At 44.1% G+C, this 14,015-nt stretch carries 9 protein-coding genes and 1 pseudogene; 4 read left to right on the top strand and 6 right to left on the bottom strand.

The features are described from left to right. Positions 1-31 precede the first annotated feature (31 nt). Together E7X56_RS11800 and E7X56_RS08210 are read left to right on the top strand one after the other, a co-directional pair. Complete coding sequence (locus E7X56_RS11800) at positions 32-694, top strand: hypothetical protein (RefSeq protein ID WP_167879488.1); 663 nt, start codon at positions 32-34, stop codon at positions 692-694. Continuing rightward, the gene (locus tag E7X56_RS08210) at positions 691-1,617 is read left to right on the top strand and encodes a coiled-coil protein (RefSeq protein ID WP_135606304.1); all 927 of its coding nucleotides are present in this window, start codon (positions 691-693) and stop codon (positions 1,615-1,617) included. The genes E7X56_RS11800 and E7X56_RS08210 overlap by 4 nt, the downstream gene beginning before the upstream one ends. A 111-nt stretch (positions 1,618-1,728) precedes the next feature. Here E7X56_RS08210 and E7X56_RS08205 read toward each other — a convergent pair whose 3' ends face one another. The 5 genes and pseudogenes from E7X56_RS08205 to E7X56_RS08185 all read right to left on the bottom strand — a co-directional run bounded on the left by E7X56_RS08205 (position 1,729) and on the right by E7X56_RS08185 (position 7,333). Then, positions 1,729-2,283 (bottom strand): S-layer protein domain-containing protein, encoded by a 555-nt coding sequence (locus tag E7X56_RS08205; RefSeq protein ID WP_167879487.1) that lies wholly within the window; start codon positions 2,281-2,283, stop codon positions 1,729-1,731. A 20-nt stretch (positions 2,284-2,303) separates the two neighbouring features. Then, positions 2,304-3,278 (bottom strand): biotin--[acetyl-CoA-carboxylase] ligase, encoded by a 975-nt coding sequence (locus tag E7X56_RS08200; RefSeq protein WP_135606302.1) that lies wholly within the window; start codon positions 3,276-3,278, stop codon positions 2,304-2,306. Between the two features lie 56 nt (positions 3,279-3,334). Beyond that, positions 3,335-4,831, bottom strand: a pseudogene (locus tag E7X56_RS08195) (acetyl-CoA carboxylase biotin carboxylase subunit). A 14-nt stretch (positions 4,832-4,845) separates the two neighbouring features. Then, positions 4,846-6,561 (bottom strand): sodium-extruding oxaloacetate decarboxylase subunit alpha, encoded by a 1,716-nt coding sequence (oadA, locus tag E7X56_RS08190; RefSeq protein WP_135606301.1) that lies wholly within the window; start codon positions 6,559-6,561, stop codon positions 4,846-4,848. Positions 6,562-6,868: 307 nt separating this feature from the next. Continuing rightward, positions 6,869-7,333 carry a hypothetical protein gene (locus E7X56_RS08185; RefSeq protein ID WP_135606300.1) on the bottom strand — a complete coding sequence of 155 codons (465 nt, stop codon included), beginning with the start codon at positions 7,331-7,333 and terminating at the stop codon, positions 6,869-6,871. Between the two features lie 137 nt (positions 7,334-7,470). Here E7X56_RS08185 and E7X56_RS08180 point away from each other — a divergent pair, with 137 nt between their 5' ends. Continuing rightward, positions 7,471-10,908 (top strand): DNA polymerase II large subunit, encoded by a 3,438-nt coding sequence (locus E7X56_RS08180; protein WP_135606299.1) that lies wholly within the window; start codon positions 7,471-7,473, stop codon positions 10,906-10,908. Between the two features lie 121 nt (positions 10,909-11,029). On the opposite strand, the gene mmp10 is transcribed toward E7X56_RS08180, so the two are convergent. Continuing rightward, the gene (gene mmp10 / locus E7X56_RS08175; protein WP_091690543.1) at positions 11,030-12,262 is read right to left on the bottom strand and encodes a methyl coenzyme M reductase-arginine methyltransferase Mmp10; all 1,233 of its coding nucleotides are present in this window, start codon (positions 12,260-12,262) and stop codon (positions 11,030-11,032) included. Positions 12,263-12,682: 420 nt separating this feature from the next. Here mmp10 and mcrB point away from each other — a divergent pair, with 420 nt between their 5' ends. Next, positions 12,683-13,987, top strand: coding sequence for a coenzyme-B sulfoethylthiotransferase subunit beta (mcrB, locus tag E7X56_RS08170; protein ID WP_091690542.1), 1,305 nt, complete (start codon positions 12,683-12,685; stop codon positions 13,985-13,987). Positions 13,988-14,015 lie beyond the last annotated feature (28 nt).

Here is a 14,015-nt window from a genome sequence, read left to right as displayed (position 1 = left end):
ATTACAATTATGACATAAATTTGGTGGAACTATGAGTGAGAGTACACAAAATAATGAAGTTTCCATTCTTGACAAAAATGAATTGATCAAGAATGTGATCACAAAGCACAAACGCCTTTTAGAAGAATACAACAAAGAGTTCAGTGGACTCGAAGAAAAAGTAAAGGCATTGAACGAAAAGATAGAATCTTCTAAGAAAGACAAGGAAGATGTATTGAGCCGAACTGAACTGCTAAAAGAAAAGCGTCAACAGTTATACCACCAGGCAGAGAATATACTCGAAGAAATGTTTGACATTATCGATGAAAAACTGCTGGACAATAAGCTGATGCATGGCATCAACGATGACATCACGAAGGTAAAGCGTGTTATTAACATCGATGAAGAGAAGAAGATCGTAGATGAGCTTCTCAATAAACTGAATGGCATGGGAACCCATGAAGACGTCCAGAAAGCCGTTCAGCAGATCAGGACAAGGGTAAATGAAGCAATAATATCAAGTACCGAACTTGCAAGTATATTCGGCACTGAGAAGAACTTTGAAAATGCCTTCCAAAAAGCAAGAGATGAACTCAAGGAAGTCTCACCTCGCCACGGCTGGCTTGACAATAGAATAAAGAGTCACAATGAAGCTCTTGAATACTGGGAAAAGCTTCCATCCAGCGAAGAAAATACCCAGGGGGCAAACGCATGAGCGACTTACCGGATGCAACAACCATGACCGAAAGGGATCTTAAAAATGTAGTCAATGACTACAGGACAAATATCTCACAGAACGAGCGTACCCTAAAAGCTGTTTTTAGAGATCTAAAGCTACACCGAACGAACATCGATGAGCTGAAAGAAAAAAGGGACAAGCTCAATGCACAGGTAAAAGAGCTGGCAACAAAGGCACGTGAAGAAAAAACACTACGTGATGCAGTGAACGAGAAGATCGCTGAGATCAAAGCTTCAAATGAGAAGATACGTGGCGAAAAGGACAAGATCACAGGCAGCATTTCGGAGCTTAAAGCAAAACGTGACGAGTACAATAAGCTTTCCCGCGGAAGTGTGGAATCTCTCACAAAAGCATATGCTGCAGAGCTTGACAAGTTCCTGAATGCTGACATTCCACTAAAACACGAGATTGATATCTTTGGAAGACTGACAGAACTTCAACAGAGGATCGACTCCGCAAGCAATGCAGACGATATCCACAAGAAGATAGTAGAAACATACAAGCAATCCGAATCGATCTACAAATCCGATGGAACTGTAAGCGGGAGCATTAAGGATCTAGCAGAAGAATCACAGAAACATCATCTTGCAATGCTTGATAGCTACAAGAAGGTCGATGAGCTTCGCAAAGAAGCGGATATGTATCACTCACAGATCAAGGAGACATATGATGTAGTATCTCCGATAAGGGAAAAGATCGACCCGCTTAAAACCAAGATATCACAACTCAGGGATGAACTCAGTGTATATCTTGACAAGCTCAACGACATCCAGCTTGAAAAAGATGAGAAGAAGATAGATGAAAAGCATAACGTAGCAAAAGAGAAGTTCGAAAAGACAGGGAAGATGAGCCTGCAGGACCTCAAATTGTTAATGGAAAAGGGAGATATTAAGTTCTAAACTTAATTTCCCTTAACATTTTCTTATTTTTAATTTTTATTTTACGTCCCTGACTGCTTTTGTACACGGGTCAATACCAAACATTAGTGAAGCTTCGGTCGATATACCTAATCATTTCGCTTCAAAAAAGCGACTGCAAATAAAAACACCGACCATACAGAACATCGCTGTTATAAGACCAAAACCCGGAATGCGATCTTCAGGAGTTACATCCGGTTCCGAAGATGTATAGGAATCATTTAGAGATATTTCAGGTTCTTCCAGGATGGGAGCTGGAAGTGAGCGATCACGATATTGGAAAACGGGTTTAAAGGTCACCAGATCATCACCCGGACCATAATAGATAGTATCAACGGTCATATTGAATAATTCTATTGAATCACGAGAATAAACAAAAATGTCTCCTTCATAAAGAACCTCGTCCTTCAGACTAACACCATCAAGCGAAAGTTCTACCCATGCACCCCCATCTGCATTCACATCTTTGATAACAAAGATATAACCCTGGCTGAACTCCCAGAAATTTCCGGTCTCAATGAATATACTGGCACCATCCATTAGCACCTCAGCCTTTACCTGAGCTCCGAACACTGGCAGTATAAGAAGTAATAAAATAAAAAGGAAGGATACAAAGAAACGTATCCTGTTATTTCTACTGTATCTCACGTCCCACACCATTTATTTATTTATTTATTTATTTTATAGATGCATCGACCTGCCATGACCTCTTGCATACCTTCAGCAGTCTCTACAATTAGAGCACCTTCGGCAGTAATTCCAGTTGCTTTACCTGCAATGATCTTCTGAGGAGTGATAACTTCAACCTGCCTTCCAATTGTATCAGATAAAGAGATCCAATCTTCCAGGATCTTCGAGAAACCCTCCACTTTGAAACGCAGATATTCCGCCTCAAGGGATCTAAGCAAAGCCTGCACGAATGCAGCCCGGTTTATATTTTCCCCATTAATAGAACTCAGACTCGTGGAACCCTCCCTTAACTCTTCCGGAAGCTCATCGACGGATACGTTAGCATTGATACCAATACCGATCACAACAAAACTTATATGATCAACCTCTGCATCCATTTCAGTCAGAATGCCACAAACCTTTTTGCCATCAATGACAACATCGTTTGGCCATTTGATAGATGCATCGGCACCAAACTGCCTTATGGTCCTGACAACAGCAACTCCTGCCATAAGGGTCAACCTTGGTGCATGAACAGGCAAGATCCCCGGTTTGAGGATGACCGAAAGCCAGATACCACCTTTAGGCGATACCCAACGATCGCCTTTGCGACCGCGTCCACTTTCCTGCATCTCAGCAATTACAACCGTACCTTCTTCAGCCTTAAAGCCCATTTTCTTTGCCATATCATTGGTAGAATCCACTGTTTCGAAATAATGGAGTTCTTTCCCGATGATGTCGGTATCAAGACCAATGCTGATCTCAGAAGGATATAGTTTGTCAGGAACGGAAACAAGAACATAGCCTGAACCCGGGGATGATCCAATAACATAGCCATCCTCTTCAAGGGTCTTAATATATTTCCATACCATTGTCCGGGAAATACCCAGCTTTTCACCCAGTTCTTCCCCAGAGATAGGTTCTTTGCCTGCTCCTTTCAGAGCCCTGAGAATATCCATTTTCCTGTCGACCAAGATAGTAACCCCCAATATGATCAAATAATTATTATAAAACAATATATCAACAGACCTTATTTAGTCTGTTGATTGTTCATCTTCTGTTTTGCAGCATTCACATAGGCACTAACCGCCACCCCTGCGGCTGCAACATTCTTTGAATTTGAACAAAGTACTGATCCCAGAGTAACGCCAGTTTCCTTATCCTCTTCGACAACCCTTACAACATCCTCAAGGATATTGTTGTCATCAATGAAGTGGGTTGTAAGGTCACCACGTACGAATGCATCATTATCCAGGACCGATTTATGGAATGGTATGTTGGTAGTAACACCCTATATCACAAACTCATAAAGTGCCCGTTTCATCCTGTTGATGGCCTCTTCACGGTCATTACCCCACGTACTTAATTTTGCAACCATGGAATCGTAGTAAGGCGGAATGCTGTAACCCATGTAGACGCCACTGTCCATACGTACACCCGGACCTCCCGGAGAACGATAGCCTCTGATCTTACCTGGTGATGGTGCAAAATCGTTCAGAGGGTCCTCGGCATTGATACGACATTCAATAGCATGGCCCTGAATCTTGATATCTTCCTGCTTGAAAGGAAGCTTTTCCCCGTCTGCGATGAGGATCTGGTGTTTTGCAAGATCGATGCCGGTGACCAGCTCCGTAATACCATGCTCTACCTGAAGACGTGTATTGACCTCAAGGAAGTAGAAATCGCCCTTTGAATAAAGGAACTCTACTGTACCTGCATTCTCATAACCTATTGATTCCGCTGCCTTTACTGCAGCATCGCCCATCTCTTTACGAAGTTCAGGGGTCATGATCGGAGAAGGTGCCTCCTCCATGAGCTTCTGATGCCTGCGCTGTATGGAACATTCCCTGTCTGATACATAAACGATATTACCGTAACTATCAGCAAGTATCTGGAATTCTATATGGCGTGGCTCTTCAACATATTTCTCGACGAATACTGTCGGATCCCCAAAAGCAGATTGTGCAACTGACTGGATGGATTCCAGTGATGAAGTGAACTCATCCCTTGAGTGGACGATCTTCATACCGATACCGCCACCACCTGCAGATGCCTTGATCATTACAGGATATCCAATAGAATCTGCGATCTCAAGTCCTTCATCAACATCATCGATCGCCTTATCATACCCGGGAACGACAGGAACACCGGCTTCTATCATAAGTGCCCGGGCAGCGATCTTGCTACCCATCTTTTCGATGACCTCGCTTGAAGGACCGATGAAAGTTATGCCGGCTTCCTCACATTTCTTTGCGAATACCGGGTTCTCAGAAAGAAAACCATATCCCGGGTGAATCGCTTCTGCACCGGACTCTTTCGCAACTTCCAGAATAGTATCCATTTTCAGATAGCTCTGGCTTGAAGGAGCGGGACCGATCAGATATGCCTCATCCGCATATTTTGCAAAAAGGGCATTTTGGTCGGCTTCGGAATAAACAGCTACAGTGGAGATGCCAAGCTCCCTGCAAGCACGCATTATGCGTATGGCGATCTCACCCCTATTGGCTATAAGAACTTTGTTGAACATGATCTATACCCCGATTAATTGATTGCCATCAGTACTTCTCCCGTACCAACGGGATCGCCTTCAGAGACAAATATCTCTTTTACCACACCACTACCTGGAGCATGGATCGCATTCTCCATCTTCATGGCTTCGATAACACAGATCTTGTCCCCTTCCTCAACAGTGTCACCAACATTGACATTGATCGAAAGGATCATCCCCTGCATATGGCTTGTAACGGCGCCTTCACATTCCACCACCTGTTTCGAACTCTCGACAACCTGAACAGAACCTCCGGTAGGTTCTACTTTGACATCAAAGACCTCACCATCGACCTCAACACGGTAATCGGTTGGGATAGCCATGTCGACCTGTGGAGCAGCCTGTAAAGTAGTTGCAGGAACCAGTTCCTCTTCTTCAGCCTCACCGAGCAGGAATTTTGGTGCGATAGCAGGATACAGTATATAGGTCAGAACATCCTCTTCCTTCTTTACAAGACCCTGTTCTTCCGCTTCTTTCTTAAGATTCTCGTACTCAGGTTCCAGAAGATCTGCCGGGCGACATGTTATAGGTTCTTCGTCACCAATTATCTTTGCGATCATTTCTGAACTGATAGGTGCAGGTGACCTTCCATAGAGACCACGCACATAGTCCTTCACTTCTTTAGGTATGACCTTGTAGCGTTCGCCCATAAGAACATTCAATACAGCCTGGGTACCCACTATCTGGCTGGTTGGAGTGACAAGTGGTGGATATCCGAGTTCTTCACGTACCCGTGGCATCTCTTCCAGTACAGCATCATATTTGTCAAGAGCATTCTGCTCCTTGAGCTGTGAAACAAGATTGGAAAGCATACCACCCGGGATCTGATAAAGCAGGACGTTCGTATCTATCTGTTCGGATATCGGATCAAGTATACCCCTGTATTCTTCTTTGATTTCCTTGAAGTATCGTGATGGCTCGGCCAAGAGTTCCAGGTCCAGACCAGTATCATATTTTGTCCTTGCAAGCGCTGCAACAACTGACTCCGTTGGAGGCTGGGAAGTCCCACCTGCCAGAGGAGATAATGCAGTGTCAAGAACATCAACACCAGCATCACATGCTGCCATATAGCTCATCGAAGCCATGCCTGATGTGCAGTGGCAGTGAAGTGCAACAGGAAGACCGACCTCTTTTTTGAGCGAGGTTATAAGTTCGTATGCCTCATGGGGTGCAAGCAGACCTGCCATATCCTTGATGCAGATAGAATCACAGTCAAGATCTGCAAGTTCTTTTGCAAACTCAACATACTTTTCCACGGTGTGTACCGGACTAATGGTATAGCTGATGGTACCCTGCACATGAGCACCAACGTTCTTTGCAACGCTTATTGCCTTTTCCATGTTCCTGATGTCATTGACCGCATCGAATATCCTGAATATGTCGATACCATTCTCATGGGCCTTGGTTACGAACTTCTCCACAACATCATCTGAATAGTGACGGTATCCCACAAGATTCTGACCACGAAGTAACATCTGTGCCGGAGTGTTAACCATTTGCTTTTTAAGTTCCCTCAGGCGCTCCCACGGATCCTCATTCAAGTACCTGATACATGTATCAAATGTAGCACCTCCCCACATCTCAAGAGAGTAATACCCGACCTCGTCCAACTTTTCAACGATCGGCAACATGTTACGGGTTCGCATACGTGTCGCAAGAAGAGACTGGTGTGCATCTCGAAGAATTGTTTCCGTGATTTTTACTGACATAATTTTACCTCATAATTAGATCTATTTAGACCCGATCCGGGGTTTGCATTCATGATAAGCTTAAATTGTACATAATTAAACATCTCCTTTTATGTACTTTCTGGTAAGCATATATAAGTAACTGGATAAATTGTACATATCTGTCTTGAAATAAAACATAAGTGATGCATCCATAACGAATCCCGATATACAAGAACAGCAAGAAAAGGATGAATGGTCAATTAAAAATAAGAATTACCAGGCATTTCGGCCTGAAGATCAAACAATATTACAAGTGTTTGAGAATATTACAAGATCATAAAGTCGCTCATACAAATCCCAATAACTGTGACAATTTCAATATAACATTGCCAACAGAAAGAGTAACTTTATTAACAATACTTACTGCTTCAATTTCAATATTACCACTATCATAAGCCTCAAGGAAATCGCTCACCGGATCATCAGATCCAAGAAGTTCTCTTACAGTTTTCTCATTAGTGTTAATGATAATAGAAGGGGTAAAATCCGACTCATCCTGATCAACAGCAACAAATTCGGTCACGAACATATCTTCGGTCACTATTTTCAAAGCAAGAGTACTTCCGTTGTTCATATCAATTGCTGCAAAAATATCTTCATTGCCAAGCAGGCTCTTAAGGGGTCCAGGAACACTATCTGCGTTCAGGTTATATTCATTCACCATAAGATCCATTTCACTGAAAAGATCAGCTGATGCAGGTACTGAAAATAAAGTCGCGATAACCAATAATGTTAGAATAGTCCTGTTCAATACAACCCCTCCGTATTAATATGTAAATTCATATAATATTTAAAATATAAAAATTCGATGGAATCAATTTAAAAGAATATCAACATCTATTTAATTTCAAAAGCTATAGTCAATGAAATCAGGGAGATCAACCCAACATGGCAGAAATTGTAGCAAGCAAGGAAATGCATGAGTACTTCAATACGCTTGAGAGCACGTTGAAAAAAGAGATAGAAATAGTCAACAATGCGCGCTCAAAGGGAAAAGATCCAAAACCCCATGTTGAAATACCACTTGCAAAAGATCTTGCCGACAGAGTGGAGAACCTTATCGGAGTTAAAGGTGTAGCAGAGCTAATCCGGAAACTGGAAGAAACCAGGTCAAGAGAAGAAGCTGCACTGGCCCTTGGAAGAGAAGTAGCTCAGGGAAAAGTTGGTACCTTTGATTCAAAATCTGATGCAATCGAAGCTGCGATCCGTGTGTCTGTTGCCATGCTGACAGAAGGAGTTGTTGCTGCCCCAATTGAAGGAATTGACCGTGCAGGGATCGGAAAGAACGATGACGGATCAGAATACGTCAGCATTTTCTATGCCGGCCCGATACGCAGTGCAGGAGGTACTGCACAGGCACTATCTGTCCTTGTTGGTGATTATGTACGCAGAGGCGTTGGTATTGACAGATATAAACCCCGAAAAGAAGAGGTTGAACGCTATATCGAGGAGATCATGCTCTACAAAAGGGTTGCAAGTCTCCAGTACACCCCATCCGAAGAGGAGATCCGGCTGATCGTGGAGAACTGCCCAATATGCATCGACGGGGAGCCAACAGAAGCAGAAGAGGTTGAAGGACACCGTAATCTGGACAGGATCGGAACTAACAGAGTACGTGGTGGAATGGCCCTGGTACTTGCTGAAGGCCTGGCACTAAAAGCCCCGAAGATACAGAAGCATGTAAAAAAGCTTAAGATCGATGGCTGGGAATGGCTCGATCAGCTTATTGCCGGCACAAAGAGCGCAGCTGACGACAGTGGCGAAGAGAAGAAGGAAGAGAAACCGAGGATCAAGCCGAAGGATAAGTATATGCGAGACCTGATCGCCGGAAGACCTGTTTTTTCCCACCCATCCCGACCGGGAGGATTCCGGTTGCGCTATGGAAGGTCGCGCAATACGTCCTTTGCAGCCGCAGGAATAAATCCTTCCGGAATGATCGTGATGGACGATTTCATCGCACCGGGAACACAGCTTAAAGTTGAAAGACCTGGAAAAGCAGCAGGAATGGCTCCTGTTGATTCCATCGAAGGTCCCACTGTAAAGCTCAGATCCGGAGATGTTGTCAGGATCGACCGCATAGATGAGGCATACAACTTACGACAGGAAGTAGAAGAGATCATTGACATCGGCGAGATACTGATAAATTATGGCGATTTCCTTGAGAACAACCACCCTCTTGCGCCATCACCCTACTGTTTCGAGTGGTGGATACAGGAATACAGGAAAGCCGGAGGAGATCAGTCAGTTGATGAAGAAGATCTTAAAGATCCACCCCAGGATGTTGCATTGGACATCAGTAAAAAGTATGGAGTAGCCCTGCATCCTAAGTTCACATACCTGTGGCATGATATTGAAAATGATAAATTCGAACAACTTGCTGATTTTATATCTGAGAATGGCATCCTTGAGAGCGAGAGAACAGTACTCAGATTGCCATACGATGCCGCCCTGTCAAGCGGGGTGAAAAGAACACTTGAGCTACTACTTGTCCTTCACAAGATCAGCGGTGGAATGATACTGATCGAGGAACCGCTGCCATTCATATATACTCTTGGACTTGATGACGAACTCAGAAAGAAGTGGGACTCTCTTGAACATGAAGAAGTACTTGACAATATCAATCAGATAACGGAATTTGAAGTACGTCCCAGAGCTCCCACACGCATCGGTGCAAGGATGGGAAGACCGGAGAAATCTGATAAAAGAAAGATGTCACCGGCACCTCATGTATTGTTCCCCATTGCAGAATCTGGAGGCAATACACGAAAACTTGAGAATGCTGCCAGCTTCAAGGCATCAACAAATGCAAAGGTCGGCGAGATAACCGTAGAGATCGGGAACAGGATATGTCCGGCATGTGGCGTGGAAACCATCGAATACAGATGTGACTGTGGCGAATATACCATACCAAAACTATTCTGCCCAAGATGCGGGATCTCTGTGAACAAAAAGGAATGTCCCAAGTGCGGTACAAAGACAACCTGCACAAGTATGAGAAAGATCGATTTCAAAAGCATTTACCAGAAAGCATTCGAGAAGGTAGGTGAAAGAGACAAACTCGATTCCTTCAAAGGTGTAAAGAGAATGATGTCAAAAGACATGACACCCGAACCTCTAGAAAAAGGCATTCTCCGGGCAAAACATGACCTGTTCACTTTCAAGGATGGAACAGTGCGTTATGACATGTCGGACATACCACTCACACACATCAGACCTTCCGAAATAGGCGTCACTTGCGAGAAACTTAAGGAACTTGGCTATGAAGAAGACATCTATGGAAAACCGCTTACAGACCCCGAGCAGGTACTCTGCCTTAAAGTTCAGGACCTTGTAATATCATATGATTGTGCTGATTATCTTCTAAGGACAATGCAATACATTGACGATCTTTTTGTCAAATATTACAAAGTTGACCCATATTATAATGCAAAGACCAGGGATGATACAGTTGGCATCCTCCTGATGGGACTGGCACCACATACATCAGCAGGAGTGCTTGGAAGGCTTGTAGGATTTACCACAGCTGCGGTTGGATATGCCCATCCGTTCTTCCATGCTGCAAAAAGGCGTAATTGTGACGGGGATGAAGATTGCGTCATGCTGCTTATGGATGGTCTGCTCAACTTCTCCCGTGAGTACCTGCCGGACAAAAGGGGAGGAAAGATGGATGCACCCCTTGTTCTGACCACACGCCTTGACCCCAGCGAGGTTGACAAGGAAGCACATAATATAGATGTATGTGAATCATATCCGCTTGAGTTCTACGAAGCCACACAGAGGATCGCAAACCCGAAGGAGTTTGAAGACACTTTTGACCTTATCAGCAGCAGACTTGGCACCCCATTACAGTATGAAAAGTTCATGTTCACCCACGACACATCCAACATTGCGGCAGGTCCGCTTAAAAGTGCATACAAGACACTTGGAAGCATGGTTGAGAAGATGGATGCACAGCTTGAACTGGGGAAGAAGATACGTGCTGTTGATGCATCGGACGTCGCAGAGAGGGTACTTATATCCCACTTCCTGCCGGATATGTTCGGAAACCTGAGAGCTTTCTCAAGACAGGGGACAAGATGTGTCAAATGCGGTGCTAAGTACCGCAGACCACCACTTACAGGTAGTTGTCAAAAATGTGGTGGCAGGGTTATCCTTACGGTTCACGAGGGAGCTGTCAAAAAGTACTTTGAGGTTTCAATGAAAGTGGCAGAAGAGTACAATGTTTCAAGTTACACAAAACAGCGCATTGAACTGATAGGCTATGACATGAAGTCACTTTTTGAAAATGACAGGTCCAAACAGATGGGACTTTCAGACTTTATGTGAAAATATTGCAGCAAACGCTGCAATATATTAGTGTACAAATACAATCGATCAGTGTATAATATATTCGTTAGCAGATCGATATATTAAGCAACTGATCGGACAAGTCTATTACCGACAGCTATCACTGCACAGGCATGCCTATGGCATTGATCTGCTGAATGAGCTCTGTGAACATTTTAATTTCGAGCTCAAGAACATCTTCTTCGCTCATACCTATTGACATCTCGCCGTCAACTGTCAATGTATCAGGCCCACGCCTTACGAGCCGGTCCACACCATCGCTGCAAAGCAGTCCCTTTACTTCGGGATCATGGACAAAAGCACGACCAGGAATAATAACAGTCTCCTTGACATTGGAAAGGTCAAGATCACGGAAATCATCGATAGTGATAAGGCAACCGATGTCCTTGTTCAACCCAATTACATTCACAGTGCCTCCCAGCTTGCCAAATATCCCGGAGAGCCTGTCTTCTGCAACCTTACTTGTGATTATTGTAGCTTCCTTTGTAACCTCAGGCAACTTTTCGAGCAGATCCTCATGCAACCTGATCGCGAACGGGGATCCAAAGAGAGGATCTTCCAGAGGTGTGCCGGTAACCCTGAAACTGTGATTTTTAGCAGCATCACGTACTATCTGAGTGAACTCTTCAACAGTATGAGACTCTATACCGTCCATAATAGGGGCATTCTCAAGTATCAGGCCTTCTTCCCTTGAGTTAGCAAAGCGCATGAGTATCGCACCTGAGGCACCCATCGCTTCCAGATCTGTAAGTGTGTTCTCAAGAACTTCACCGTCATTGGCACCTGGAATGATAACAATTGCAGCATAGACCTCACAATGTGCACAGAAATCACGAAGTACAGCAAGGGATGCTTCCGGCTCGGGATCGTTCATATATTTTCCACGAATTTCCGGATCTGTTGCAAATACGGTAAATGATACCTCGGTAACACCGTTCTCAATGAAGAAGGCAGCATCATCTTCAGAAGTAAATCCTTTGCCACTGGTATACCCCAGATGTATCGGTTTTTTGAACTGTGATAAGAAAGAGACCAGCTCCTTTAGTTCTGGATAACAACTGATGTCACCGCCACCACTTATGGTAAACTTATCAGCTTCCCCTGAACCAAAATGCAGGGCTTGTGAAACTTCACCCATTACATATTGAGCAGGTTTGAAGCCGGAGTAGAGTTCTTTAACGCCGCGTGTGCAATAGTCACATCCCTTTGAAAAAGGGAAACAATGTTTACACCCAAAAGCAGGTACGTCTTTTACTTTCTTAAAATAACAGTACTTGCAAAACCCGCGACAATCTACGCCGGGATTTCCACCGACATCTGCGACTATTTCCATATCGATCGTGGGTACCTTAATGTATGTAGTACTAAACCTTTGTGGTGCAAAAAACGGGAGAGGACAGACATTGATTATTATTCCATACAAAATTAATTTATGAAGATAGAGATGACCCCTTGTTTCACACAAAACTACCCATACGTATGCATTTCGTATGTTAATTTCTTGGAATAATTCAGACTAATCCGCATTATACACATATATTATAATGATTAATGATGATTACATTTGGTGACCTCACGCCAAATCCAAAAGCTTTAAACCTGAAAACAACGTTCCAAATTTGAATCAATTAGAAGAAAGACCAAATGGGAACATCATTCAACACATACCCGGCACCAGTAGGAAACTTCTGTGCCAACGCTCAAATTTGTGGTTTCCATAGGGATTTCTGGAATAAAATTAGGAGGAAATATCGTGTCTGACAAAATAGACATATATGACGACAGAGGTACACTGTTGGAAAGCGGCGTCGACATAATGGCACTCGCCCCAACAACAAATGCAGCAATCGGAAAGATCATCAAAGACACAAAGAGAACTGTTGCTATCAATCTTGCAGGTATCGAGAAAGGTCTCGCAACCGGCAAGTATGGTGGTAAAGGACGTCAGATTCTCGGACGTGGTCTTGAATATGATATCGTAGGGAACGCAGATGCTATCGCAGAGTCTGTTGCAAACTTTGTAAAGGTAAGCGATGATGACGACACAAACGTAAAAGTGATCGGTGGCGGAAAACAGCTTCTTGTGCAGGTCCCAAGCTCAAGAACAGACGCTGGTGCTGACTTCGTTTCAGGAAGTACAGTAAGTGCAGCAGCTGTTGTACAGACCATCATTGACACATACAACACCGACATGTTCGATGCACCACTCGTAAAGGGTGCTGTCTGGGGTAGCTATCCACAAACCATGGACATGAGCGGCGGTAACGTTGCATCAATTCTCAGCATACCACAGCAGAATGAAGGTCTCGGTTTCTCCTTGAGGAACATCATGACCAACCACGTCGCTGCTATCACAGGCAGAAAAGCACTCAACGCTGCTGCACTCTCCTCAATATACGAGCAGGCAGGTATGTACGAGATGGGTAATGCAGTAGGTTCATTCGAGAGACACCAGTTACTCGGATTCGCATACCAGGGTCTTAACGCTAACAACCTTGTCTACGAAATGGTCAAAGAGAACGGCAAGACCGGTACAGTCGGTACAGTCATCAATACAGTTGTCGACAAGGCAATCGAAGCAGGTATCATCGAGGTCGACCACAAGGCACCATCCGGATACAACTTCTACAAGGCAAATGACGTTTCCATGTGGAACGCATACGCAGCAGCAGGTCAGCTCGCAGCTACACTCGTAAACTGTGGAGCAGGCAGAGCAGCTCAGAACGTATCATCAACCATCCTGTACTTCAACGATATACTCGAGAAGGAAACAGGTCTTCCAGGCTGTGACATGGGTAGAGCACAGGGTACTGGAGTCGGATTCTCTTTCTTCAGCCACTCAATCTATGGTGGCGGTGGACCAGGTATCTTCAATGGTAACCACGTTGTAACAAGACACTCCAGAGGATTCGCAATTCCTTGTGTATCCGCTGCATGTTCACTCGATGCAGGTACTCAGATGATTACCATCGAGAAGACATCAGGACTTGTTGGAAATGTGTTCGGTTCAATCGAAGAATTCAGAGAGCCAATCAAAGCAGTTGCAGGGGCACTCTAATACAAGAGCTCTAACAGATCTTGAAGGT

The sequence above is a fragment of the Methanococcoides sp. NM1 genome, assembly GCF_900774285.1.
In the GTDB taxonomy this organism is placed as follows: domain Archaea; phylum Halobacteriota; class Methanosarcinia; order Methanosarcinales; family Methanosarcinaceae; genus Methanococcoides; species Methanococcoides vulcani.
This window is presented reverse-complemented; position numbering and strand designations above follow the sequence as displayed.

Coding starts and splice junctions, on each gene's coding strand:
- oadA (WP_135606301.1), bottom strand. CDS start 6,561: ATGTCAGTAAAAATCACGGAAACAATTCTTCGAGATGCACACCAGTCT.
- mmp10 (WP_091690543.1), bottom strand. CDS start 12,262: ATGGAAATAGTCGCAGATGTCGGTGGAAATCCCGGCGTAGATTGTCGC.
- E7X56_RS08210 (WP_135606304.1), top strand. CDS start 691: ATGAGCGACTTACCGGATGCAACAACCATGACCGAAAGGGATCTTAAA.
- E7X56_RS08180 (WP_135606299.1), top strand. CDS start 7,471: ATGGCAGAAATTGTAGCAAGCAAGGAAATGCATGAGTACTTCAATACG.
- E7X56_RS11800 (WP_167879488.1), top strand. CDS start 32: ATGAGTGAGAGTACACAAAATAATGAAGTTTCCATTCTTGACAAAAAT.